This is a genomic window from Pseudomonas sp. JQ170C, assembly GCF_035581345.1.
Classification (GTDB): domain Bacteria; phylum Pseudomonadota; class Gammaproteobacteria; order Pseudomonadales; family Pseudomonadaceae; genus Aquipseudomonas.
Genome location: NZ_CP141608.1, coordinates 413,826 through 439,372, shown reverse-complemented (window position 1 = coordinate 439,372; position 25,547 = coordinate 413,826). Strand labels below are relative to the sequence as shown.

Sequence of the window (25,547 nt, the reverse complement as noted above, 5' to 3'; positions counted from 1 at the left end):
TTGGCAGTGCAGGTCGGGTCATCAATGGCCAGGCGCTATCTAAGCATTTCATCCAGCCTGGCGTCGCGCACATTTGCTTGCCGGGGAAACGAAACCCCGCGGGCGCGGTCAACGCATGCAGTCAAAAACTGTGTCCCCAAGCCATCGGCAGGCCATCCAAGCACTGCCCGATGGAATCGGGTGCCGAATTGGAAGCCACTACAGGACCCCGAATGCTTGAGCTCGTTGCTGCGTTTATCTGCTTGACCACCCTCCTCACCTACCTGAACTACCGCTTCATCGGCCTGCCGCCCACCATCGGCGTCATGGTCACTGCCCTGCTGTTCTCCCTGCTGCTCCAAGGCTTGAGTGTCATTGGCTACCCGGGGCTGGAAGAACGCGTGCAAGGCCTGATGAGCCAGATCGACTTCAACGACCTGCTGATGCACTGGATGCTGTCGTTCCTGCTGTTTGCCGGCGCCCTGCACGTCAATCTCGCCGACCTGCGTAGCTACCGCTGGCCGATCGGGTTGCTGGCCACCGTGGGCGTACTGATCGCCACCGTGGTCATCGGCTACCTCGCCCACTGGATCTTTGCCCTGTTCGGCTGGCACGTCAGCCTGCTCTACTGCCTGCTGTTCGGCGCCCTGATCTCGCCCACCGACCCGATCGCGGTGCTCGGTGCCTTGCGGACCGCCAACGCTTCCAAGCCGCTGAAAACCACGATTGTCGGCGAGTCGCTGTTCAATGACGGTACGGCGGTGGTGGTGTTTACCGTGCTGCTGGGCATCGCCCAACTGGGTGAGACGCCAACTGCCAGCGAGACCGCCATTCTCTTTGCCCGCGAAGCCATCGGTGGCGCGCTGTTCGGCGGCCTGATCGGCTACATCACCTACCGCATGATCAAGAGCATCGAGCAGTACCAGGTCGAGGTCATGCTGACCCTGGCCCTGGTCATTGGGGGCTCGGCCATGGCCTACGAGCTGCATGTGTCGGCGCCCATCGCGATGGTGGTGGCAGGCCTGATCATCGGTAACCTGGGGCGCAACCTGGCGATGAACGAGATGACCCGTCGCTACATGGACGGCTTCTGGGAACTGATCGACGACATGCTCAACGCCCTGCTGTTCGCCCTGATCGGCCTTGAGCTGTTGCTGCTGCCGTTCTCCTGGATGCACCTGGCGGCCGCCGGTGTGCTGGCTGTGGCGATCCTGCTGTCACGCCTGCTGACCGTGGCCCCGGCGATTGTCCTGCTGCGCCGCTGGCGCACCGTACCGCGCGGCACCGTGCGGGTACTGACCTGGGGTGGGTTGCGTGGCGGGGTTTCGGTGGCGTTGGCGCTGTCGCTGCCCAGCGGTACCGAGCGTGACCTGCTGCTGAGCATCACCTACATCGTGGTGCTGTCGTCGATCCTGTTGCAGGGGTTGACGATTGGGCGAGTGGTGCGCGGAGTAACCGAGCAGCCTTGAAGGACAAGCCCGCCCCAGTAGGAGCGGGCTTGCCCCGCGATGCTTGCCTCACTCCACCGTCGTATCGAACTGATCCTTGATGTACTTGATCTCCGTCCGCCCATGAGCCGCCGGCAGGCCGTCCTCGCCCAGGTTGACGAACACCATCCGGTCAACGGTGAGGATGCTCTTGCGGGTGATCTTGTTGCGCACTTCGCACTTGAGGGTGATGGAGGTGCGACCAAACTCGGTGGCCGTGATGCCCAGCTCGATGATGTCGCCCTGGCGCGAAGCGCTGACGAAGTTGATCTCCGAGATGTACTTGGTCACCACACGCTGGTTGCCCAGCTGGACGATCGCGTAGATCGCCGCCTCTTCGTCGATCCAGCGCAGCAGGCTACCGCCGAACAGGGTGCCGTTGGGGTTGAGGTCTTCGGGCTTGACCCATTTGCGGGTGTGAAAATTCATATCTACTCCTGACCGTCTTGCCAATCGATGGAGGTAATGATGGCAGAGCCAGCCACATGCCTCCATTTAACATCGACTATGGTCTCGATTAATCGACAGAAAACCTTGGGCAGTTGCGTTGGCGCGGCTATAATCGCCCTCGCTTTAAAAACGGTCATCTGCACTTGATACCGTTCCCGCCACCTGTCCGAGGGGCGCTGCAGCAGGTTCAACCTGTCAGGCTCGGATGGGGCGTTGTCTGGCCAGGCCCTGCCTGCCGACACTAAACGCACAACGGCGCCCATTCGCACACTACGAATGGAGGCTCTCAATGAGCGCTGTAATCACGCCTGCAGGTTTTACCGATTTCAAAGTCGCCGACATCTCCCTGGCTGCCTGGGGCCGTCGCGAAACCATCATCGCTGAATCGGAAATGCCGGCACTGATGGGCCTGCGTCGCAAGTACCTGCAAGAGCAACCGCTCAAGGGTGCCAAGATCCTCGGCTGCATCCACATGACCATTCAGACCGCCGTGCTGATCGAAACCCTGGTTGCCCTGGGTGCCGAAGTTCGCTGGTCGTCCTGCAACATTTTCTCCACCCAGGACCAGGCCGCTGCCTCCATCGCCGCTGCCGGCATTCCGGTATTCGCCTGGAAAGGCGAGACCGAAGAAGAGTACGAGTGGTGCCTGGAGCAGACCATCCTCAAGGATGGCCAGCCATGGGATGCCAACATGATCCTGGACGACGGCGGCGACCTCACCGAGCTGCTGCACAAGAAGTACCCGGCCGTCCTCGACCGCGTCCACGGCGTTACCGAAGAAACCACCACCGGCGTTCACCGCCTGCTGGACATGCTGGCCAAGGGCGAGCTGAAAATTCCGGCCATCAACGTCAACGACTCGGTCACCAAGAGCAAGAACGACAACAAGTACGGCTGCCGTCACAGCCTGAACGATGCGATCAAGCGCGGTACCGACCACCTGCTGTCGGGCAAGCAAGCCCTGGTCATCGGCTACGGTGACGTCGGCAAGGGCTCTGCCCAGTCGCTGCGCCAGGAAGGCATGATCGTCAAGGTCACCGAAGTCGATCCGATCTGCGCCATGCAGGCCTGCATGGACGGTTTCGAGCTGGTCTCGCCGTTCATCGACGGTATCAACACCGGTACCGAAGCGAGCATCGACAAGGCCCTGCTGGGCAAGATCGACCTGATCGTCACCACCACCGGTAACGTCAACGTCTGCGACGCCAACATGCTCAAGGCCCTGAAAAAGCGCGCCGTGGTGTGCAACATCGGCCACTTCGACAATGAAATCGACACCGCTTTCATGCGCAAGAACTGGGCCTGGGAAGAGGTCAAGCCACAGGTACACAAGATCCACCGTACCGGTGCTGGCACCTTCGACCCACAGAACGACGACTACCTGATCCTGCTGGCCGAAGGCCGCCTGGTGAACCTGGGCAACGCCACTGGCCACCCAAGCCGCATCATGGACGGCTCGTTCGCCAACCAGGTACTGGCGCAGATCTTCCTGTTCGGCCAGAAGTACGCCGACCTGCCAGCCGCTCAGAAAGCCGAGCGCCTGACCGTTGAAGTACTGCCGAAGAAACTCGACGAAGAAGTGGCCCTGGAAATGGTCCGCGGCTTCGGCGGCGTGGTGACCCAATTGACTCCTCAACAGGCCGAGTACATCGGTGTCACCGTTGAAGGGCCATTCAAGCCACACGCCTACCGCTACTGATAGTTGGTAGCTGCAAGCGTCAAGCAGCAAGCGACTCATGTCGCTTCTACTTGACGCTTGCAGCTTGTAGCTTGCCGCTGAAGAGAATCTTCTATGTCACAAGAGCGTCGTTACAGCTTCGAGTTCTTTCCGACCAAGACCGATGCTGGCCATGAAAAGCTGCTCGCCACTGCCCGCCAGTTGGCCAGCTACAACCCTGACTTCTTCTCCTGCACCTATGGTGCCGGTGGTTCGACCCGCGACCGCACCCTCAACACCGTGCTGCAGCTGGAAAGCGAAGTAAAAGTGCCTGCCGCACCGCACCTGTCGTGTGTCGGTGACAGCAAGGACGACCTGCGCGGCCTGCTGACCCAGTACAAGGCTGCCGGCATCCAGCGTATCGTCGCCCTGCGTGGCGATCTGCCTTCGGGCATGGGCATGGCCAGTGGCGAACTGCGTTACGCCAACGAGCTGGTCGAGTTCATCCGCCAGGAAAGTGGTGATCATTTCCATATCGAAGTCGCCGCCTACCCCGAGATGCACCCCCAGGCGCGCAACTTCGAGGATGACCTGAAGAACTTCGTGCGCAAGGCCAACGCCGGTGCCGACAGTGCCATCACCCAGTACTTCTTCAACGCCGACAGCTACTTCTACTTCGTCGAGCGTGCGCAGCAACTGGGCGTGAACATTCCTGTGGTACCGGGGATCATGCCGATCACCAACTACAGCAAGCTGGCACGTTTTTCCGATGCCTGTGGCGCCGAAATTCCGCGCTGGATCCGCAAGCAGCTGGAAGCCTACGGCGATGACGTCAAGAGCATCCAGGCCTTCGGTGAAGAGGTGATTACCCGCATGTGCGAACAACTGCTGCAAGGCGGCGCACCGGGCCTTCACTTCTACACGCTGAACCAGGCCGAACCTAGCTTGGCGATCTGGAACAACCTCAAGTTGCCCCGCTGATCGGCCTGTAAACCGTTGGTAACAATTGCTGCAGATTGCTGAAAAGGTCTTGGCTTACGCTAAGGCCTTTTCTGCATTCATGACCTACGGATTTACGCGCATTCATGACCCACGGCCACGCCTCAGCCCGCCCGCAACTTGTCTACCTGGTCTTCGGGCCGCCCACCTATCATCAAGAAGCGCAGTTCAGCATCGTCAGCGCCCTGGCCAACTTGCGCAAAACCCCTGATGAAGCCCTGGACATCCAGGTCTACAGTGACAACCCCGAGCCTTATCAGCACCTGCCGGTGACCGTCCACCTCCTGGATGACGCAACCCGCGAAGCCTGGAACCAGCCCTACGGCTATCACTTTCGCAGCAAGCATGTGGTCCTGCGCCAGGTGCTGGCCAGCCACGCCAAAGCCGTACTGATCGACACCGACACCTTCTTTCATCAATCGCCCATGGAGCTGTTTCGCCGCGTGCAGCCGGGTACCCTGCTGTGCAACGCCATCGGCGCCAATTACGGCGACGATCCCCAATGCCCATTGTTCAAAAGTCTGGCGCCGATGCTTGAAGCACGCGGTCTGGCCGACCGCAACTTGCCGTTGCTCAACTCCGGCGTGATCGGCCTGATGCAGGAGGACGCCGGCCTGCTCGATCAGTCCATCGCCCTGATGGACACGTACTACCCGCACGCCAACGGGGCCTACACCCTGGAGGAGTTCTGCCTGTCGGTCGCGGCCTACCGCCGGATGCACGTCAACCAGTGCACCGACCTGATCCACCACTACTGGAGCCGCAAGCAGCTGTTCCGGGCCAAGGTCCAGGCCTGGTTGGCCAAGCACCAGCATGCCCCACTAAGTTGCCAGGCCCTGCAGGACGTGGCGCGGGTCAACGCTCAACTGCCCAAGCCCCCAGCCCTGCAACGCCTGGGCTACAAGGCGCTGAGCCTGACTCTGCCCGCCGAGCAGCGCCAGTTCCTGCGTGAACTGATGTACGGCTGCTACGACTACCCCAACGAGTTTGACCGTGCCTGCGCATCCGCCTGGTGGGACAAAGCCCTGGAAAACGCCAGTGCCCGCCACCCGCTGTGCCAGAAAAAACTTCAGCGGTGGCTGGAACACCCCGGCATGCGCCTGAGCCTTGGGCAAAAGCACGGCACAGTCCGCGAATCCCTGTTAAAGCGATCACATCACTGATGCTTGGGCTGGAGCATTGCGCACGTCCACTAGCCATAGCCGTGTACACGTCGTAATCTCCAGCCATGCCTGATTTCGCCCGCCTCCTGACCGCGTTGCTCCTCACTTGCCTGAGTGCCCTGGCCCATGGCGAGAAACTGCGTATCGTTACCGAACCCTGGGCGCCCTACGTGTACCTGGAGAACGGTGAGCCCAAAGGCATCGACTACGAGGTCACCGCCGAGGTATTCAAGCGCCTGGGCGTGGAAGTGGAGTGGCAGTTCCTGCCCTGGAAGCGGTGCCTGGCCATGGTCGAGCAGGGCCTGGCCGACGGTGTTCTGGATATTTTCCAGACTGCGCAGCGCGACAGTCAGCTGTACTACCCCAGCGAACCCCTGTCGGATGTCGAATTCGTACTGTTCTACGCCAACGCCCGCCCCCACTCGATCAACAGCCTTGAAGACCTGCGCGGCCTGACGGTGGGCACCTCCCCCGGCTACACCTACGCCTCGGCCTTCAGCGAATCGCCGCTGTTCACCCGCGAACCGGCGCCCACCCATGAAGCCAACTTCGGCAAACTGCAGCGAGGGCGCATTGATCTGCTGATCACCGACCGGCGTGTCGGGCGCTACATGATCAACAGCATGGGCCTGAAGCAGGAGATCAGCGAGCTGCCACTGGTGGTCAGCCGCCAGAGCCAGTACCTGGCCGTGCGCCGCAATGTCGGCATGGATCTTCTGGTTCAGCGCTTCGCCGCCGAGCTTCGCCGCTTCAAGCGTGAACCTGCCTATGCGGCCCTGAACGCCCGCTATGGCGGCGCCGGAGACAGCATTCGGACGGCCGTTGAGCAGCAGGAACACAGCACGCCCTGATTGCTCTGTTATACTCGGGCCTTCCCGCCAGGCTTACGCCCGGACGCTCGGCCTTGCAAAAGGCATCCCGACCGGCAGGACAGCGCGGCCAAAAGCCCGCCCGCCACACTCCGGATGCGCATTGAAGACCCTGCTGGACCGGACGCGATAGCATCACCCGATGCCCGTCGCGCCAGGCAAGATTATCCCATCGGGCTTAGCCCCCACTAAGAACAGGATTACTCATGTCCTTTGCTTCCCTCGGTCTCTCCGAGGCTCTAGTCCGCGCCATCGAGGCAGCGGGCTATACCCAGCCCACTCCGGTGCAACAGCGGGCCATTCCCGCCGTGTTGCAAGGTCGCGACCTGATGGTCGCCGCCCAGACAGGTACTGGTAAAACCGGTGGTTTCGCCTTGCCAATCCTCGAGCGCCTGTTCCCAGGTGGTCACCCAGACAAATCCCAGCGCCATGGCCCGCGCCAGCCGCGCGTTCTGGTGCTCACGCCCACGCGCGAACTGGCCGCCCAGGTGCATGACAGCTTCAAAGTCTATGCCCGCGACCTGAACTTCGTCAGCGCCTGCATCTTCGGCGGCGTCGGCATGAACCCGCAGGTTCAGGCCATGTCCCGCGGTGTCGACGTGCTGGTCGCCTGCCCGGGCCGCCTGCTGGACCTCGCCGGCCAAGGTAGCGTCGACCTGTCCCACGTCGAAATCCTGGTCCTGGATGAAGCCGACCGCATGCTCGACATGGGCTTTATCCACGATGTGAAGAAAGTCCTCGCACGGTTGCCGGCCAAGCGCCAGAACCTGCTGTTCTCAGCGACCTTCTCCAAAGACATCACCGACCTTGCCGACAAGCTGCTGCACAACCCCGAGCGCATCGAAGTCACGCCACCGAACACCACGGTCGAGCGCATCGAGCAGCGTGTGTATCGCCTGCCAGCCAGCCACAAGCGCGCCTTGCTGGCCCACTTGATCACCATGGGCGCCTGGGAACAGGTGCTGGTGTTCACCCGCACCAAGCACGGCGCCAACCGCCTGGCCGAGTACCTGGAAAAGCACGGCCTGACCGCCGCCGCCATCCACGGCAACAAGAGCCAGAACGCGCGCACCAAGGCCCTGGCCGACTTCAAGGCCGGCACCGTGCGCATCATGGTCGCCACTGACATCGCCGCCCGTGGCCTGGACATCGACCAGCTGCCGCACGTGGTCAACTTCGAGCTGCCCAACGTCGAAGAAGACTACGTACACCGCATCGGCCGTACTGGCCGTGCCGGTCGCTCCGGCGAGGCGATCTCGCTGGTCGCCCCGGACGAAGAAAAGCTGCTCAAGAGCATCGAGCGCGTGACGCGCCAGAAGATCCAGGACGGTGACCTGATGGGCTTCGATGCCTCCAAGGTTGAAGCCGAAAAACCTGAAGTGCGCGAACGTCCGCAGAACAATCCGCGCGGCGGCCGTGGCCAGCGTGCCGATGGCAGCAATGCCAACAACGGCGGTCGCAAGGACAAGGGCAAGGATCAAGGCAAGGAAAAAGGTCGCGAGAAAGACAAGGAAAAAACCGCGGAGAAATCCGCCGGTGGTCGCCAGGACCGCAAACCGCGCGACAAGAAGCCACGCCAGCCGCAATCCGCACAGCCGGGTGCAGCACCCGCACAGGCCAACCGTGATCCAGAAGAGTTCCTGGATGACGACGTGGACAACTTTGGTAACCGCGCCGACTACGTCAGCCCTTACCAGAACAAGGGCGGCCAGGGTCGCAACCGTCGTCCGGGCGCACCTGCCCAGGCCGGCGCCGGCACCGGTCAACCTCGTAACAACGGTGGCGGCCAGGGCCGTAACAATGGCCCACGCAGCGGCGCCGGTACCGGCGGCTCGGCCAACGGCGAAAAACGCGGTGGCGCACGTAACGGCACTGGCGGCCAACAGCGCCGTGACGGTGGTGGTGGCCGCAACCGTCGTCCGAGCAGTGACAGCGCCTCGGGCGAGCCGGCCGTACGCAACCCGCGTGAAGGTCAGCCGCAACCGAAGATCATGCACAAAGAGTCGAAGATCGACCGTTTCCCGACTGCCGAGCAGCTTGAGCAATTGCCAAGCCGCCCACGTGGCGAGAAGCCTGCACTGCTGACCCGCAATCGCTGATCCAGCAAACGCAGAAACAAGAACGCCGCCCCTAGGGGCGGCGTTTTTGTTGGTGCGTAGCGCGGATTACTTCTGCTTCACGCCTTCGATCGAGATATCCAGGTCCAGAGTCTGCGAAGTAGCGCCTGGGCCCTTGATGCCGAAGTCGTTCAGGTTGAGGGTGGTCTTGGCGTTGAAGCCGGCACGCTCGCCGCCCCATGGATCCTTGCCTTCACCGTTGAACACAGCCTTGAAGGTCACAGGCTTGGTCACACCGTGCATGGTCAGATCGCCCGTCACGTCAGCAGTCTTGTCGCCAGTCGGCTTGACGCTGGTGGAAACGAACTTGGCTTGTGGGTACTTCTTCACGTCGAGGAAGTCGGCGCTGGCGATGTGCTTGTCACGCTCGGCGTGGTTGGACCACAGGCTGGCGGTTTTCAGGTCGACAGCGATCTTGCTGTCGGCAGGTTTGGCCGAATCCCAGCTGAAGGTACCGTCGAAATCGCGGAATGTACCGTGGATGAAGCTGTAGCCCAGGTGGCTGATTTTCCAGTCAACGAAGGCATGCTGGCCTTCCTTGTCGATCTTGTAGTCTGCCGCCATGGCCTGGCCAGCCGAGAGCAGTGCGGTACCGAGCGCCAGAGCGGCAAAAGTCTTTTTCAACATGCGTCTATATCCTTTTTGGAGTTGAGGTTGAACATCAAGCTTTGCGGCCCAGCATGCGCTTGAGGGTCGCGTCACGGTCGATAAAGTGATGTTTCAGGGCTGCCAGGCCATGCAGGCCGGCAAAAATCACCAGGCCCCAGGCCAGGTAAAAGTGAATCTCACCGGCGACATCCGCCTGGTCAGGCAGGTTGCTGACCAAGGCCGGCACCTCGAACAGGCCGAACACCGGGATGCCGACGCCATCGGCGGTCGAGATCATGTAGCCGGCGATCATCACGGCGAACAAACCCAGGTAGAGCAGACCATGCCCGGCCTTGGAGGCGACGCGGGTCAATTTGCCGTGATTGGGCAAGGCTGGTGGCGGCGGGCTGATGAAGCGCCACAGCACGCGAAGCAGCATCACTGCCAGCAGGACCAGGCCAATGCTCTTGTGCAGGTCGGGAGCGTCTTTGCGCCACGGGCTGTAGTAGTCCAGCCCCATCATCCACAAGCCCAGCCCGAACAGTCCAAAGACTGCCAGTGCGACACCCCAGTGCATGAAGATGCTGACGAAGCCGTAACGAGAAGACGAATTACGCAGTTGCATTGCCGTGTTTCCCTGTAAGAACTGTGCACAGACTAACGCGTTAAATATCGAATTAAAGCGGAAAATTTTGCCTTGATATATCGAGAAAAACGATCAGTACTGTGAAACAACGCCATTAAGAAAACATTAACTGCAGGGGAAGGTGGTGAAGATTTCGCGGGGCAAGCCTGCTCCTAACGTAGGAGCGGGCTTGCCCCGCGACAGCGATAAACGCCTTACTGCGCCTTGGCCTGGGTATTGGCCACAGGCTTCTTGACCGGCGCCGGCTTGGCAGCCGTCTTTTGCGCCTGCTCAGCCTTGGCAACCGGCTTTTTCACCGGCGCAGGCTTGGCGGCTGCGGCCTTGGCAGGCGCTGCCTTGACCGGTTCTTGCTTGGCCACTGGCGCGACTGGCGCGGCCGGTGCCACAGCAGGGGTGGCCGCAGGCTCGACCGGCTTGGCCGCAGGCTTCTCAACCGGCTTCTCATCACCACCGAAAATACGCTTGAACAAGCCTGGCTTGGCCTCGTCCTGCTTCGCAGGCTCTGCTGCCTTGGCTGGCTTGTCGGACGAACCACCAAACATATTGCTGAAGAAGTTGCCCTTGCTCGCCGCTGCTGCGGCACCCGCAGCACCTGCTGCACCCGCAACCGCTGCAGCCTTGGCCGGGTCGAAGGACTTGCCTGCCGCCAGGTCCTGGACCTGGCTAGCGGCGCGCTGGCCACTGCGCAGGGCGCCTTCCAGGGTGCCTGGGTACAGGGCGTCGGTGTGCTCGCCGGCGAAGGCTACACGCTGCACCGGGCGCTCCCACAGGCGCCAGTACTTGCTGATCTGGCCTGGGCCGTAAGCCAGATACGCACCACCCATGCCAGCGTCTGTGCTGTAGCGGCGTACTTCGTAGCCGGTGAAGGAACCACGGGCCTGTGGATAAAACGCATGCAGGCGGATCAGCACCTGATCGACCATCTGCTTGTCACCAAACGCCTGCAGCAAGCGGGCGTTGTCGCCCGACAGATTGATCACAACGTTGGCGCCGCCCTTGAGCGCAGGCTCGATCCACAGCATGCCGAGGCCGGCGTTGCTGAAGATCTCGCCAGACATGCGGGCGCGTGGCTCCCAGACCGGGGTCTTGAACTTGAGCAGCAGCTGGTCGCGCCAGCCGTAGTTGGTGCCCTTGAGCGCCGCCAGGTGCTGGCTGTCCAGGCCCGGGGTCATCTGGATCTTCGACAGGGCACGCAGGGGGACCGCCAACACGACGTAGTCAGCCTGGTAACCGACGCTACCGACCTTGACGGTGACGCCGTCCTTTTCCTGGACAATGGCGCTGACCGGCGAGCTGGTCTTGATGGTTTTGAGCTGCTTGACGAAGGCCTGGGCCAGCACCGGGCTGCCACCAGGCAGGCGAGCGGCGCGCAGGTCACGATCGCTGACGCCACGGTAGACACGGGTCTGCTGGGCGAAGTACAGCAGCGACAAACGCGAAGGCTCGTCGTAGCGGGTGCGGATCTGCTGATTCACCAGTTGGCGAGCGGTAGTCGGCAGTTGCAGCTTGTCCAGCCAGGTCGACACGTTCAATTGGTCGAGGGCAAACAGTGTGCTGTTGGCCGCCGGGTTCTGCGGATCGTCGATCGAGCGCGCCAGATCATCCAGGGTCTTTTCGTAGCGCTTGAGCGCTTCGGCCGTGGCCGGTTGCTTGGTGGCCAGGTCAGCGGCGGTGAAGTACTCGCCGTCGATCAGGTAACCCGGCGTTCGCACGAATTCCGGCGCCGGCAGCGTGGTGATCTTGAAGCTGTCCAGGTACTGGTTGAGGACCGGCTGGGCCTTGCTGTTGCCGATCCACTCGCTGGTGGCCAGGCCCGAGCGCCCGCCCATGCCCGACTTGGCTTCAAGCACCGTGACTTGCCAGCCTTTGCCCTGCAGCTCATAGGCAGCCGTAAGGCCGGCCAGGCCACCGCCGACGACAATCGCCGTCGGGGTTTTGTCCTTGGCCAGCGCGGCGCCACTGAACAGTCCTATCATTACCAGCGCACACGCGCGCAGCCAACCAGCAGACATTTTGGCGAACTCCGGATCTAAGCAGAATGTTGGGGGGAATCCCCCGGAAAGAGTAGCTGAAGGATACGCCAGGCCAAGGGTCCCCGCCAGCAACGCCAGCCGCCTGATTGCATGCCACGGGTTGTTCTCGCCCGGCGCTTTGCATAGGCTTGCGGCGCATGTTCGCGCCGTCGTCGCCAGGAGAATCGAAATGGGCCTAAACCAACAGTGGATGCAACGTGACCTGAAGGTCCTGTGGCACCCCTGCACCCAGATGAAAGACCACGAACACCTGCCCCTGATCCCGATCAAGCGCGGCGAAGGCGTGTGGCTGGAAGACTTTGAAGGCAAGCGCTACCTGGACGCTGTCAGCTCCTGGTGGGTCAATGTGTTCGGCCATGCCAACCCGCGCATCAACCAGCGCATCAAGGATCAGGTCGACCAGCTTGAGCACGTGATTCTCGCAGGCTTCAGCCACCAGCCGGTGATCGAGCTGTCCGAGCGCCTGGTCAAGCTGACCCCCGAAGGCCTGGACCGGTGCTTCTACGCCGATAACGGCTCATCGTGCATCGAAGTGGCGCTGAAAATGAGCTTTCACTACTGGCTGAACAAAGGCCAGCCAGAGAAGAAGCGCTTCGTCACCCTGAGCAACAGCTACCACGGCGAAACCATCGCCGCGATGTCGGTCGGCGATGTGCCGCTGTTCACCGAAACCTACAAGGCCTTGCTGCTCGACACCCTCAAGGTGCCAAGCCCGGACTGCTACCTGCGTCCGGAAGGCATGAGCTGGGAGGAACACTCGCGCAACATGTTTGCCGTCATGGAGCAGACCCTGGCCGAGCACCATGCCACGGTCGCCGCCGTGATCGTCGAGCCGCTGATCCAGGGCGCCGGCGGCATGCGCATGTACCATCCGGTGTACCTCAAGCTGCTGCGCGAGGCCTGTGACCGCTACGGCGTGCACCTGATCCACGACGAAATCGCCGTAGGCTTCGGCCGCACCGGAACGATGTTCGCCTGTGAACAGGCCGGCATCCGCCCCGACTTCCTCTGCCTGTCCAAGGCCCTCACCGGTGGCTACCTGCCGCTGGCCGCCTGCCTGACCACCAACGAGGTGTACAGCGCGTTCTACGACGACTACCCGACGCTGCGCGCCTTCCTCCATTCGCACAGCTACACCGGCAACCCGCTGGCCTGTGCCGCGGCCCTGGCGACCCTGGACATCTTCGAGCAAGACAACGTCATCGAGCAGAACAAGGCCTTGTCGGCGCGCATGGCCACGGCCACCGCGCACCTGGTCGATCACCCCCATGTCGCCGAAGTGCGCCAGACCGGCATGGCCCTGGCCATCGAGATGGTCCAGGACAAGGCCAGCAAGACGGCTTATCCCTGGCAGGAGCGTCGCGGCCTGAAGGTCTTCGAGCATGCCCTGACTCGCGGTGCCCTGCTGCGCCCACTGGGCAGCGTGGTGTACTTCCTGCCGCCCTACGTGATCACACCCGAGCAGATCGACTTCCTCGCCGAGGTGGCCAGCGAAGGCATCGACATCGCCACACGCAGCAGTGTCAGCGTGGCGGTACCGGCTGATTTCCACCCCGACTTCCGCGATCCGGGCTAATACCTGTGGGAGCGGGCTTGCCCCGCGATCACGATCAAAAAACACAATCGCGGGGCAAGCCCGCGCCTACAGAGTTTGCAAATGAGACTGTCCCGCTTCTTCATTGATGCCCCCCTGAGCCTTGGCGAGCACGACCTGCCGGAGGCCCAGGCCCACTACATCGGCCGTGTACTGCGCATGGCCGCCGGCGACGCCGTGCAGCTGTTCGACGGCAGCGGCCAGGAATACCTGGGCCAGTTGCTGGAAGTCGGCAAGAAAGCCGTGCGCGTAAGCCTCAACGAAGCGTTCGCCGGCCAGCCCGACTCCAGCCTCAAGGTTCACCTGGGCCAGGGCCTGTCCCGGGGCGAGCGCATGGACTGGGCCATCCAGAAAGCCACCGAGCTGGGCGCCAGCGTCATCACCCCGATCGTCAGCGAGCGCTGTGAAGTCCGCCTCAAGGACGAGCGGGCCGACAAGCGCCTGGCCCACTGGCGCCAGGTGGCCATCAGCGCCTGCGAGCAGTGTGGCCGCTCCAGCGTGCCGCAGATCAACCCGCCCGTGCTGCTGGCCGACTGGCTCAAGGCGTGTGACGAGCAGCTCAAGCTGGTGCTGCACCCGGTAGCCGAGCCGCTGGTCAGCCACCAGAAGCCCGACAGCCTGGCCTTTTTGATCGGCCCCGAAGGCGGCCTGAGCGACGCCGAAGTGGACCAGGCCAAGGCCGCTGGGTTTCAGGCTGCGCGCCTTGGCCCACGGGTGCTGCGCACCGAAACCGCACCGGTGGTGGCCCTGGCTGTCGCCCAGCAGTTGTGGGGCGACTTCTAGAGCACGTAGAAGAACACGGCGATGAAGTGCAGCAGGCTGCCGGCGATGACAAACAGGTGCCAGATGCCATGCCAGTGGCGAAAGCGGCTGTCATAGGCGAAGAAGATAATGCCGATGGTGTAGAACGCACCACCGGCGGCCAGCCAGGCAAACCCCGCGCCCCCCAGGCTCGCCAGCAGTGGCTTGACCGCTACCAGTACGATCCAGCCCATCACCGCATAGATGATGATCGACAGCACCCGGGCTTCGGAGCGCGGCTTGATCTCCTGCAGCATGCCGATCACTGCCAGCCCCCAGACCACGCCGAACAGGCTCCAGCCCCAGGGGCCGCGCAGGCTGACCAGGCAGAACGGCGTGTAACTGCCGGCAATCAACAAATAAATCGATAGGTGATCGAGCTTGCGCATCACCACCTTCGCCCGGCCGCGCACGCTGTGATAGACCGTGGAGATGCTGTAGAGCAACAGCAGCGTAAAGCCATAGATCGCCAGGCTGACGATTTTCCAGGGATCGCCCTGAAGGCTCGCCACCACCAGCAACCAGATGGCACCGATACAGGCCAGCACCGCGCCGACCAGATGCGTCCAGGCGTTGAAACGTTCACCGTGATACATGCAACAGGGTCCTCCAGACAACGGACTGACGTCCCATCCTACACAGGCAAATGTTTCAAACCAGCCCTGCTTCCTCCAGCAAGCGCTCCAGTGCCGGCAGGTCCGGCACCCGGGCGACCTGATCGCCGACCTGCACCGCTGCCAGCTCCAGCGGCGCCAACGGCACATCGACATAGTTGAGCTGGCTGTCGAGCTTGCAGGAGCGAGGTATGCCCTGCACCAGCAAGGCGATAAACCGCTGGCGGCTGCTGCCCAGGGCATTGAGCACCACAATCCGCGCCCGCTCGCCGACCTTCACCGGGCCGCCGCACACCGCCTCGAAACTGAGCAGCGGCAAGCGCTGGTTGCGCCAGTCGATCCAGCCGAGCATCCACGCCGGTTGCTGCTCGGCCGGGGTCCCGGCCTGGTATCCGATCAACTCGGCCACCGCCACGTTCGGCAGCACCAGGCAGCGATCGCCGAGGGCCAGCAGCAGGCCGGTCAGGCTCGTGCGTCGGCCATTACGAACCGATTGCTCAAGCATGGCGGCGACTCCACAGGGCGATGCTCTGCAGCAACACCGATTCTTGATAAGGCTTGCCCAGGTAGTCGTTGACGCCGATGGACATGGCCCGGTCGCGGTGTTTCTGCCCGGTTCGCGAGGTGATCATGATGATTGGCAGGTCCTTGAGCTCCGGGTCATGGCGAATCTGGGTGGCGACCTCGAAGCCGTCCATGCGCGGCATCTCGATGTCCAGCAGGAGAATGTCGGGACGATGCTCCTGCAGCAGCGCCATGGCATCGACACCGTCCTTGGCCGTCAGCACGTTCATGCCGTGGCGTTCCAGCAGTCGCCCCGTGACCTTGCGTACCGTTACCGAGTCATCGACCACCATCACCAGCAACGGCCGCTTCGGTGCCCGCTCGATCTGCTGGCGGCGCAGGGTGGCGTTGCTTCCCGCTTGCTGGGACTGTCGCTGCTGCAGACCGCGCAACTGCCCCAGCAAATCCAGAATCAGCACCACCCGGCCATCGCCGAGCAAGGTCGCCCCGGACAATCCCTGGACGCCGGCAAACTGCGGCCCCAGGCTCTTGACCACGATTTCGCGACTGGCGGCCAGGCTATCGACCTGGATGGCAAACTGCTGATCATGAGAATGCACCAGCAGCACCGGCAGCGGCAGGCTCTGGCCAAGCAGGCGCGGTCGCACCGCCCCTTGCAGCAGTTCGCCCAGGTAATGCAGCACGTAACGATGCCCGGCGTATTCGTAATGGGGCGATTCGAGCTGGTAACAGGTTTCCAGCTCCGCAGGCGGCACCCGGACGATGCCTTCGATGGTGTTGAGCGGCACGGCATATTGCTCGTCGCCAAACTGCACCATCAACGCCCGGTTGACCGAGACGGTGAACGGCAGGCGGATCAGAAAGCGCGCCCCTTTGCCCGGATTGGACTCGATCACCATCGAACCGCCCAGTTGCTTGACCTCTTCATGGACCACATCCATGCCCAGACCGCGCCCGGAAATCTGGGTGATCTTCTCGGCCGTGGAGAAGCCCGGCTGCAGAATGAACTGCATGATCTCGTGATCGCTGAGCACGGCCTCCGGGTCGAGCAGTCCGCGCTTGATTGCCTTGCGCCGCACCGCGTCCAGCGGCACGCCCGCACCGTCGTCGGACATTTCAATGACAATGTCGGCGCCCTCATGCAGCAGGTTCAGCGAAATCAGACCCTGTTCAGGCTTGCCCGCCGCCAGGCGCATATCGCGGGCTTCCAGGCCATGGTCGACGGCGTTGCGCAACATATGCTCAAGCGGCGCCACCATGCGCTCCAGCACGCTGCGGTCCATCTCGCCCTCGGCATTGCCCACCACCAGCTCGACCTGCTTGCCCAGCTCGCTGGCCACCTGCCGCACGACCCGCTGCAAGCGCGGCACCAACCGCTCGAACGGCACCATGCGCGTACGCATCAGGCCTTCCTGCAACTCGCTGTTCACCCGTGCCTGCTGCTGTAACAGGCTGTGGGCATCCTGAGCCCGCACCGTCAGGGTTTCCTTGAGATCGAGCAGGTCGGAAGCCGACTCGAACAGGGCCCGGGACAACTGCTGCAACTGCGAGTGGCGGTCCATCTCCAGCGGGTCGAAGTCGTCGTAGGCCTGGTTGTCACCATCAGCCTGCTGGCGACTGAGGATCCGCCCCTGGGTTTCGGTATCCAGGCGGCGCAACTGATCGCGCATGCGCTCCAGGGTGGTTTCCATTTCGTTCAACGCCACCTGGGCATCGTTGACCTGCTGCTCGATACGTCCACGAATGATCGAATGCTCACCGGCCAGGTTACCCAGGTCATCGAGCAGCTCTGACGCCACCTTGACCATGTCGACCGGCCCGCGCTCAGGTGCGGCCACCGGTAATTCAACCGGCGCTGCATCCGGATTGGAATGCTGGGCGGCCGTGTCGGCCAGGGCGGCGCTGCTGAAATTGCGGATGTAGTCGATCAGTGCCGTGGCGGCATGCAGCGGCTGATGCAGGCGTACGGCATCCAGCATATGGGCCAGGCGGTCATGGCAGTTCTGCAACAGGCTGAACAGCGCTGCACTGGGCTGCAACTGCCCGGCGGCCAGCAGTTCGTAAAGAAATTCCAGTTCATGGGCCAAGTCGCCTATGGGCGCAATCTCGACCATGCGCGCACCGCCCTTGAGGGTATGCAGGTCGCGCAACAGGTTCTCCACTTCGACGCCATTGCGTGGCTCAGCCTGCCAGCGCAACAAGGCCGCACCCGAGCTTTCGACGATATCGAAACTCTCTTCGAGGAAGATCTCCAGCAGCTCCTTGTCGCCCGCCTCCTGCACTGCGTCGGCAGGTTTGTCCGCGACCGCGGCCGGGGCTGCCTCATGGCGAAATTCACGCAGCGCCGCCAGCAACTCGACGGCTGCTGCAGGCGCCTGCCCTTGCTGCAACGAGGCAAGCACCTGGGTCAGTTGCGCGTGGCTGCGCTTGAGCAGATCGCCAAGCGCAGGCGTCAGGCTGAAACGGCGATCGACCAGCCCCTCGTAGAGCAACTCCAGCTCCCGGGCCAGTACTTCAACCGCGCCGATGGCGGCCATCTGCGCCCCCACCTTGAGGGTCTGCAGATCGCGCTGCAGCGACGACAAGGTCAGGGCATTGTCGGGCTCGACCAAACACCGGGCCAACGCCTGGTCAGCGCTTTCAAGCACATCGCAGGCTTCTTCGAGAAACAGCTCGACCATGGCCGGCTCCGCGTCCAGGGCCGCCGTGGCAGCGCCCAGTTCGGCGATGTTCGCCTGGCCATCGCGGATGCTGACCAACCCCGTGGCATCGGGTGCCAACGCTTCGTCGAGCAGCTCACGCAGGGCCTTGAGACGTTCCGGCCGCGGGTCGACTTCCTGGCCTGCGGCAATCTGGTCGAGCATGTCGATCAGCGCCTCATGGGCATGCTGCGCCTCCTCGAAGAAGCGTTCGCTGACCGCCAGGCTGCTTTCCTCGACCGCGCCGTACAGGTCCAACAGCGCTTCGCACAGGTCATCCACCTGCCAAAGATCGGCCAAATGGGCACTCTGGCCCAGGGTGGTCAACTCATCGAGCAGCGCGGTGAGCTCCTGGCGCTCGCCCGGGTGCTCCTGCCAACGCAACAACAACGATTCGGCATCCAGCAGGATATCCATGCCCTGGGCCAGGAAGCTGGCAATCAGCTGCGGGTCACGCTTGATCCGTACGCCCTGGCTCGGTGCCTCCAGCAGCGCCTGCAGACGCGCCTCGACCACCTGGTGAATCTCTTCGATCAGGGTCGACGCGCCGACAATCGGCGCCAGCGGTGCGTTGCTCAGTTGCTCGAGCCCACGTTTCAACAGCGGCTCGGCGCTTTCCAGCAGGTAGATTTCTTCAAGGTCGAAGGCCAGTTGGTGGGCCTTGAATTCCCGCGCCAGCAGATCGAGGGCACCAGCCAGTTCAGCGATGGGCGCGACGCCGGCCATGGCGGCACTGCCCTTGAGCGTATGCAGGGCGCGTTGCAATGTGTCGCTGACCGGCTGCGGCAAATGCTGCTCGGCATGTTCCAGAAAGCTGTCGATACTCGCCAGATGACCCTGGGCTTCGTTGCGGAAGATCTCGAGCAATTGAGGGTCAATGGACTCGTTGGCAGCCGCCTCGAAGGGCGCGTCATTCATCGCCAGTGCGTGCAGGCGCAACGCCAGTTGTTCGATGTCTTCTGCAGCCTGGGACTGGCCCTTGGCAAAGGCCGCCAGCAGTCCGGGAATCAGATCCAGTACGTGTTGCAGACAGGCAAGGGGCACGGCGCCGATTTCGACACGGCCTTCCAGCACCCGGTTGAGAAAGTGCTCGGCCGCCCAGGCCAGCTCGGCCAGCCCCTGGGCCCGCACCATGCGGCCACTGCCCTTGAGGGTGTGCAGTCCGCGGCGCAGCTCTACCAGCGCGTCGCGCTCAGCCGGATTGGCCTGCCAGCGCGCCCATTGCGCCTTGAGTTGCGGCAACAGCTCGTCGGCTTCCTCCAGAAACACCTCGCGCAGTTCTTCATCGACCACCGGCTCTTCGATAACCGGCACCTGGGCTTCAACCGCCGGCACAGGCTCAGGCGCATACCCCAACGCAGCGAGGCTTGCCTGGGCGGCGTCGAGGAAATGCCAGTGGTTGGCCTGCGGGTCGGCAATCAGCCACTGCAAATAACACTCACAGGCACTCAGGGCGTCGGCAAGGTGCGCCAGGGCCGTGGTGTCCGGCGGCGCGGCCCCGAGCAGATTGGCCTGGGCGTAGTCGCCGCAGCGCCCCATCAAGGCCGCCGGTCGCGGCAGCATCAGCATGGCCAGGGCGCCACGCACCTGTTGCAGCAAACCGGGCAAGGGCTGCATGCGATGGGGCTGCCAGCCGGCCTCCAGCGAGTCGCCGATCTGGTCCTTGACCTGCTGCAGCACCGCGTTGGCCTCTTCCAGCACCAACTGACGAATTTCGGCCAGGTCGGTGCCCGGCAGCGAGCTCTGGCTGGGGTGATGCTCGAGGGGCCCGACCATGCCGGCCAGCGTCGCCTCGACATACAGCAATGCCCCGGCCACATCCATCAGCACGGCGTCATCCGGGGCGCGCTGGCCCTGGGCCAGGCTCTGCAAAACCAGCACCTGGTCGATAATGACGCGCCGTGGTTGGCCAAAGCCCAGCACCGCCAGCGTGTCGGCAATTTGCCGCAGCGGCGAGAGCAAGGGCTGCAGATCATCCAGACGCTGGCGATCGCTGCGTACAAACAGGTCCAGGCGTTCCTTGACCCGCATCAGGTCTTCACACAACGCAGCCACCACCGAACGCATGGCATCGCGGTCGGAGCCTGCGTGCAACCGCTCGCGCAAGGCGCTCAGGGACAGGTCGAGATTGGCCAGCTCTTCAGCCGGTGCGGGTGCTGTCGTCAACAGGCTACCCTGCCCCAGCGGCTCGACTCCGCGCTCCGCGCGCAGCTGGTTAAGCACCGGCAGTACCACCAACGGCAGGTCGCGACGGGCACTGCGCAGCCGGTCCAGGTACAACGGCAATTGCTCAAGGCCGCGAAACAACGCGCCAAGGGCTTCGCCACGCTGGCTTACCCGCTTTGCCCGCAGCGCCTGCCCTAGCTGCTCCAGCTCTTCGGCCAGCAGCGCGGCGCCGCTGAGTTCAAGCATCACCAGGCAGCCGCGCACCTGGTGCAGGTTGTCGACAAATCCGGTTAGCGCGTCTTCATCGCCGGCCTCGGCGGAAAACTGCTCCAGCGCCAGGCGCGCCTGGGCCAGGCAGTCACCGATGGCACCCTTGACCCAGGCGAGGGCGACCGTGTCATGCAGCTCAGCCATATCTGCTCCCGTTGCCATGCTCACTGGCGCGCGCTCAACGTGGCGGCGTCGGTGGCAGCGTGAAGCCGGACACCGAGCGGCGCATTTCGCTGGCCATGCGGGCCAGGTCGCCAATGCTTTCGGCCGTGGCGCTGGAGCCTGCCGAGGTCTGTGAGGTGATCTGCTGGATCACTGCCATCGTATGCGAGATCTGCCCGGCCGATGAGGTCTGCAGCTGGGCGGCGTCGGAGATGCTGTGGATCAGCTCGGCCAGGGTCTGCGAAACCCCTTCGATCTCTGCCAGGGCCACGCCGGCATCCTGTGCCAGGCGCGCACCGCGTACCACTTCAGCCGTGGTCTGTTCCATGGAAATGACCGCTTCGTTGGTGTCGGCCTGGATGGTGCGCACCAAGGCCTCGATCTGGCGAGTGGCCGACGACGAACGTTCGGCCAGACGCTGAACTTCGTCGGCGACCACGGCAAAGCCGCGGCCGGCTTCCCCAGCCAGCGAGGCCTGGATCGCCGCGTTGAGGGCGAGGATGTTGGTCTGGTCGGCAATGTCGTCGATCAGGCTGACGATATCGCCGATCTCCTGCGACGACTCGCCCAGGCGCTTGATCCGCTTGGCGGTGTCCTGAATCTGCTCGCGAATGTTGTCCATGCCGTGGATGGTGTTATGCACCACCTCGTTGCCCTTGTTGGCAATGGCCACCGAACGCTCGGCCACCTTGGCCGACTCATAGGCATGGGTGGACACCCGGTCGATGGACTCGGCCATGTCACCTACGGCCACCGAGGCCTCGCTGATCTGCTCGGCCTGGTGTTCCGAGGCCTTGGCCAGTTGGTGCGCGGTGTTCTGGGTGTCCTGGACGGCCGCGGCCACTTCCTCGGCGCTGAGGTTGATCGTCGCGACCAGGTCGCGCAGTTGGTCGATGGAGTAATTGATCGAATCGGCAATGGCCCCGGTGAAGTCTTCGGTCACCGACACGGTGACGGTCAGGTCGCCGTCGGCCAGGTCTTCGATTTCATCGAGCAGGCGCATGATTGCCTGCTGATTGCGCTCGTTCTTCTCCGCCGTTTCGCGCAGTTGCCGGTGGGTCTCGCGGACCATGACCAGGCCGATCAGGATGATCGAAGCCAGCGCCAGCAGGCCCAGCACATAGCCGCCGACCGTATCCAGGGTGCGGCCACTGGCCAGGTTCTCGAAACCGTTGGCCAGGCGCGAGGCCTCATCGAGCAGGGTCTGTGACTGGTTGAAGATGCTGCCGGCGGCCTCACGCACCCGGAACAGCTCCGGCGAGGTTTCGAGGATTTCATCCACCGAACCTGCGACGAACTGGAACAGCTCGGCAATTTCGGCCAGCCGTGCCCGGGCATCGGGGTCCTGAACGCGGGTGATCTGCAAGGTCTGGTTGCCGCCGAGCATGCCGTCCAGCACCTGGCCGAAGCGACTGGCGTCGCGGCCGAAGGCGTCGGCCGCCTGCACGGCCGTGTCATCCCCGGCCAACACCGTATTGACCGAGCCCAGGATACGTTCGGCCAGCAGCGACTGACGCTGGGCCACCGCAACCTGGCTGGCCGGTGCCCCGCTCTGCAGCAGGATCTCCACTACTTTTTCGTACTCGATCTGCAACTGTGGCACCGTCTCGGCCAGGGTCGCGGCGACCTGGTGCAACGACAGCACGGTCTGCTCGCTGGCCAGAATGGTGTCGGTGTTCTTGCGCAGGCCTTCCCAGTCGCGCAGCACCGCTTCCATCTCGTTGCGCACCGCTGGCGGCGCGGCCGGCAAGCCGGTGGCCGCATCGCCTTTTTTCAGATAGCCCCAGCGCTGCTCGAAATCGTTGCGCGCCTCGCTCAGCAGCCGAAACGCGCGGGCCTTGCCCGCCGCGGCCTCGGTGGCGTTCTTGGCGATACGCTGGGACAGCACCCGCAGTTCACCGGCATGACCGATGTACTGCTTGTCATAGTTGGCCTGGGTGTTGAGATAGGCGAAGTTGGCGAACAGCAGGATGATCGAGAGGATCAGAACGACGAACAGCGCCGCGATCCGGGCGCTGCTGCGCGAGCCTTGGGTCGAAGTAGCCGACTTGGTAGTGGTCACGAATCTGGCATTCCTTTACAACGCCACGTCGAGAAAACCCGGCGCCTGGGCCAGGGCCAACGGGCTGAAAATGGCCCAGCAGCGCTGGCGCTGGAAATGACCTTGCACAAAAGGCGCCGCGCCATTGAGCAACGGCGTGGGCGGCGAAAGCTCCAGGCTATGCAGGGGAAAGTGCTGCAGCCCCAGTACTTCATCAACCAAAAGCCCGGCAAACAGCTCTTCATGATCGAGCACCAGCACCCGGCGCTGCTTGCGCGGTGCCGACAGGCCCAGGCCGAAAAAGCCGCACAGGTCCATCACCGGCAGCAGGCGGCCGCGCAGGTTGGCCACTCCACTCACCCAGGGCTTGACCCCGGGAATGCGGCTCAGGTGGGGCTCGTGCAATACCTCGGCCACCTCGCCCATGGGGGCGACAAACCATTGGTCGGCAATACGGAAACCGATACCGCTCCAGCTCTGCAGACGGGTTTCCTGCAACGGCAGGTCAGCCGCCAGCAACCGACAGCGCCGGTCGATATCCAGCAGCAGCTCGAAGGCCGTCAGCGATTCGCCCATGGGCTGCGTGGTCAACCTTTGAGTACGTCGTTCAGTTTCTGGATCAGGGTGTCCTCATCCACCGGCTTGGTCAGGTAGTCCTTTGCACCCTGGCGGGTGCCCCAGACCTTGTCGGTCTCCTGATCCTTGGTGGTGACGATAATGACCGGGATGTGCGCCGTCTGCGCATCCTTGCTCAATTGGCGAGTCGCCTGGAAACCGTTCATGCCGGGCATGACGATATCCATCAGCACCGCATCGGGCTTTTCCTGGCGCGCCAGGGCCACGCCGTCGGCGCCATTTTCAGCCTTGAGCACCTGATGCCCGTGCTTTTCGAGCATTCCGGTGAGTTTGTACATTTCAGTCGGCGAATCATCGACGATCAGAACTCGAGCCATGCTGTTCCCCATCAAAGGAATGGACGCTGCTGCCGGGGCGCGGCGTCAGGGTGCGGGTTGTTCTTCTGCGGCGAACCCGGGCACATGCGCGCGGATTGCATCCAGCAGCTCTTCCTTGCTGAAAGGCTTGGTCAAAAATTGATCGGAGCCAACCACGCGGCCCCTTGCCTTGTCGAACAGGCCATCACGGGACGACAGCAGAATCACCGGCGTGTCCTTGAAGACGCTGTTGTGTTTGATCAGAGCGCAGGTCTGGTAGCCGTCCAGACGTGGCATCAGCACGTCGACGAATATGATCTGCGGGTGCTGGTCGACAATCTTGGCCAGGGCGTCGAACCCGTCGGTGGCCGTGATGACTTCGCACCCTGCTTCGCTGAGCAACATCTGGGCGGTGCGGCGAATCGTCTTCGAGTCATCGATCACCATCACCTTCAGTGCCGCGCCGGGCTGTTCCATAATTGCTCTACCATCGCTGCTCGCTATGAGCGGCAAGCTAAAAGTTCTAGCGGCAAGAAAAGGCAGGGTGTACGCGGCGTGCTTTTTCTTGTGGCATATGGCTTGTGGCTTGCAGCTGGAGACGGCCGTGCAGGCCACGTGCCAGGCCTTTTTAGCACACTCTGGGGGTGCATTCCATCGGCCCGTCACAGCGCCGTCCGCTCTGCGTTTTTCCCTTGACCGCCAGCGCAGCGGGCGCCACCCTGACGCCACTTTTCATTTGAGCCAACGCGGCACCCCGCCGCTTTAGAGGATATAGCCCATGAGCGTTCGCCTCGGGATTGTCATGGACCCCATTGCGCGCATTTCCTATAAAAAGGACAGCTCGCTGGCCATGCTGCTTGCCGCCCAGGAGCGCGGCTGGACGCTGTTCTACATGGAACAGAAAGACCTCTATCAGGGCGAAGGTGCTGCCCGGGCGCGCATGCGTCCCCTGAAGGTATTTGCCGACCCCGAGCACTGGTTCGAGCTGGAAGACGAACAGGACAGCGCCCTGAGCGAGCTGGACGTGATCCTGATGCGCAAGGACCCGCCCTTCGACATGGAGTTCGTCTACAGCACCTACCTGCTCGAGCAGGCCGAGGCCGCCGGCGTGCTGGTGGTCAACCGTCCGCAGAGCCTGCGCGACTGCAACGAGAAGCTGTTTGCCACCCTGTTCCCGCAATGCACACCGCCCACCCTGGTCAGCCGCCGCGCCGACATCCTGCGTGAGTTTGCCGCCCAGCACGGCGACGTCATTCTCAAGCCACTGGACGGCATGGGCGGCGCGTCGATCTTCCGTCATCGCCCGGGCGACCCGAACCTGTCGGTGATCCTCGAAACCCTGACCCTCCACGGTACCCAGCAGATCATGGCGCAAGCCTACCTGCCGGCTATCAAGGACGGCGACAAGCGCATCCTGATGATCGACGGCGAGCCTGTGCCTTACTGCCTGGCGCGCATTCCGGCCAGTGGCGAGACCCGAGGCAACCTGGCCGCCGGCGGACGTGGCGAAGCCCGTCCGTTGACCGACCGTGACCGCTGGATCGCCGAACAGATTGGCCCGACCCTGCGTGAAAAGGGCCTGCTGTTTGTCGGCCTGGACGTGATCGGCGAGCACCTGACCGAAATCAACGTCACCAGCCCGACCTGCATCCGCGAAATCGACAACGCCTTCGGTACCCGCATCGGTGTGCAGTTGATGGACGCCATTGATCGCAAGCTCAAAGCGCGCTGACAGCCGACGCGGAGCAACCGCGC

General features: G+C 63.1%; 20 protein-coding genes and 1 riboswitch. Of the genes, 9 read left to right on the top strand and 11 right to left on the bottom strand.

From position 1 onward, the window contains the following. The first annotated feature begins 212 nt into the window (after positions 1–212). Positions 213–1,448, top strand: coding sequence for a cation:proton antiporter (locus U9R80_RS01925; RefSeq protein WP_301838374.1), 1,236 nt, complete (start codon positions 213–215; stop codon positions 1,446–1,448). Positions 1,449–1,496: 48 nt separating this feature from the next. On the opposite strand, the gene U9R80_RS01920 is transcribed toward U9R80_RS01925, so the two are convergent. Further along, positions 1,497–1,895 (bottom strand): acyl-CoA thioesterase, encoded by a 399-nt coding sequence (locus U9R80_RS01920; protein ID WP_274117322.1) that lies wholly within the window; start codon positions 1,893–1,895, stop codon positions 1,497–1,499. Between the two features lie 183 nt (positions 1,896–2,078). Continuing rightward, a riboswitch (S-adenosyl-L-homocysteine riboswitch) is annotated at positions 2,079–2,184 on the top strand. 21 nt (positions 2,185–2,205) lie between these two features. Between U9R80_RS01920 and ahcY the strand changes: the two genes are divergently transcribed. The 5 genes from ahcY to U9R80_RS01895 all read left to right on the top strand — a co-directional run bounded on the left by ahcY (position 2,206) and on the right by U9R80_RS01895 (position 8,703). Further along, entirely contained in the window at positions 2,206–3,615 is a 1,410-nt protein-coding gene (ahcY, locus tag U9R80_RS01915) for an adenosylhomocysteinase (protein WP_301838376.1), read from the top strand. Between the two features lie 93 nt (positions 3,616–3,708). Then, positions 3,709–4,554: a methylenetetrahydrofolate reductase [NAD(P)H] gene (gene metF, locus U9R80_RS01910; RefSeq protein WP_301838377.1), complete on the top strand. Its 846-nt coding sequence runs from the start codon at positions 3,709–3,711 to the stop codon at positions 4,552–4,554. 104 nt (positions 4,555–4,658) lie between these two features. Then, positions 4,659–5,735 carry a hypothetical protein gene (locus U9R80_RS01905; protein WP_301838378.1) on the top strand — a complete coding sequence of 359 codons (1,077 nt, stop codon included), beginning with the start codon at positions 4,659–4,661 and terminating at the stop codon, positions 5,733–5,735. Positions 5,736–5,800: 65 nt separating this feature from the next. Then, complete coding sequence (locus U9R80_RS01900) at positions 5,801–6,586, top strand: substrate-binding periplasmic protein (RefSeq protein WP_301838379.1); 786 nt, start codon at positions 5,801–5,803, stop codon at positions 6,584–6,586. 224 nt (positions 6,587–6,810) lie between these two features. After that, positions 6,811–8,703: a DEAD/DEAH box helicase gene (locus tag U9R80_RS01895; protein ID WP_301838381.1), complete on the top strand. Its 1,893-nt coding sequence runs from the start codon at positions 6,811–6,813 to the stop codon at positions 8,701–8,703. 66 nt (positions 8,704–8,769) lie between these two features. Here the strand turns inward: U9R80_RS01895 and U9R80_RS01890 are convergent, their stop codons facing one another. From U9R80_RS01890 to U9R80_RS01880, 3 genes are all read right to left on the bottom strand, one after another. Beyond that, a complete protein-coding gene (locus U9R80_RS01890; RefSeq protein ID WP_301838382.1) occupies positions 8,770–9,348 on the bottom strand; it encodes a YceI family protein in 579 nt (192 codons plus the stop codon). A gap of 34 nt (positions 9,349–9,382) precedes the next feature. Continuing rightward, complete coding sequence (locus U9R80_RS01885; RefSeq protein WP_301838383.1) at positions 9,383–9,934, bottom strand: cytochrome b; 552 nt, start codon at positions 9,932–9,934, stop codon at positions 9,383–9,385. Positions 9,935–10,149: 215 nt separating this feature from the next. Further along, positions 10,150–11,967: a flavin monoamine oxidase family protein gene (locus tag U9R80_RS01880; RefSeq protein ID WP_301838384.1), complete on the bottom strand. Its 1,818-nt coding sequence runs from the start codon at positions 11,965–11,967 to the stop codon at positions 10,150–10,152. A gap of 190 nt (positions 11,968–12,157) precedes the next feature. Between U9R80_RS01880 and U9R80_RS01875 the strand changes: the two genes are divergently transcribed. Both U9R80_RS01875 and U9R80_RS01870 read left to right on the top strand, forming a co-directional pair. Further along, complete coding sequence (locus U9R80_RS01875) at positions 12,158–13,564, top strand: adenosylmethionine--8-amino-7-oxononanoate transaminase (RefSeq protein WP_301838385.1); 1,407 nt, start codon at positions 12,158–12,160, stop codon at positions 13,562–13,564. An 81-nt stretch (positions 13,565–13,645) separates the two neighbouring features. After that, complete coding sequence (locus U9R80_RS01870; RefSeq protein ID WP_301838387.1) at positions 13,646–14,365, top strand: 16S rRNA (uracil(1498)-N(3))-methyltransferase; 720 nt, start codon at positions 13,646–13,648, stop codon at positions 14,363–14,365. On the opposite strand, the gene trhA is transcribed toward U9R80_RS01870, so the two are convergent. The 7 genes from trhA to pilG are packed head-to-tail and all read right to left on the bottom strand — an operon-like array spanning position 14,362 to position 24,269. Further along, the gene (trhA, locus tag U9R80_RS01865) at positions 14,362–14,979 is read right to left on the bottom strand and encodes a PAQR family membrane homeostasis protein TrhA (protein ID WP_301838389.1); all 618 of its coding nucleotides are present in this window, start codon (positions 14,977–14,979) and stop codon (positions 14,362–14,364) included. The genes U9R80_RS01870 and trhA overlap by 4 nt on opposite strands. 55 nt (positions 14,980–15,034) lie before the next feature. Next, entirely contained in the window at positions 15,035–15,502 is a 468-nt protein-coding gene (locus U9R80_RS01860; protein WP_301838391.1) for a chemotaxis protein CheW, read from the bottom strand. Continuing rightward, positions 15,495–20,801, bottom strand: coding sequence for an Hpt domain-containing protein (locus U9R80_RS01855; protein WP_301838393.1), 5,307 nt, complete (start codon positions 20,799–20,801; stop codon positions 15,495–15,497). Before U9R80_RS01855 ends, U9R80_RS01860 begins: the two co-directional genes overlap by 8 nt. A 34-nt stretch (positions 20,802–20,835) precedes the next feature. Beyond that, complete coding sequence (locus tag U9R80_RS01850) at positions 20,836–22,881, bottom strand: methyl-accepting chemotaxis protein (RefSeq protein WP_301838394.1); 2,046 nt, start codon at positions 22,879–22,881, stop codon at positions 20,836–20,838. A 15-nt stretch (positions 22,882–22,896) separates the two neighbouring features. Continuing rightward, positions 22,897–23,451 (bottom strand): chemotaxis protein CheW, encoded by a 555-nt coding sequence (locus U9R80_RS01845; protein WP_301838395.1) that lies wholly within the window; start codon positions 23,449–23,451, stop codon positions 22,897–22,899. Next, entirely contained in the window at positions 23,448–23,813 is a 366-nt protein-coding gene (gene pilH, locus U9R80_RS01840; protein ID WP_274117306.1) for a twitching motility response regulator PilH, read from the bottom strand. Before pilH ends, U9R80_RS01845 begins: the two co-directional genes overlap by 4 nt. Before the next feature lie 45 nt (positions 23,814–23,858). Continuing rightward, positions 23,859–24,269: a twitching motility response regulator PilG gene (gene pilG, locus U9R80_RS01835; protein ID WP_301838396.1), complete on the bottom strand. Its 411-nt coding sequence runs from the start codon at positions 24,267–24,269 to the stop codon at positions 23,859–23,861. A 301-nt stretch (positions 24,270–24,570) separates the two neighbouring features. Here pilG and gshB point away from each other — a divergent pair, with 301 nt between their 5' ends. After that, the gene (gshB, locus tag U9R80_RS01830; protein WP_301838397.1) at positions 24,571–25,524 is read left to right on the top strand and encodes a glutathione synthase; all 954 of its coding nucleotides are present in this window, start codon (positions 24,571–24,573) and stop codon (positions 25,522–25,524) included. Positions 25,525–25,547: the final 23 nt, after the last annotated feature.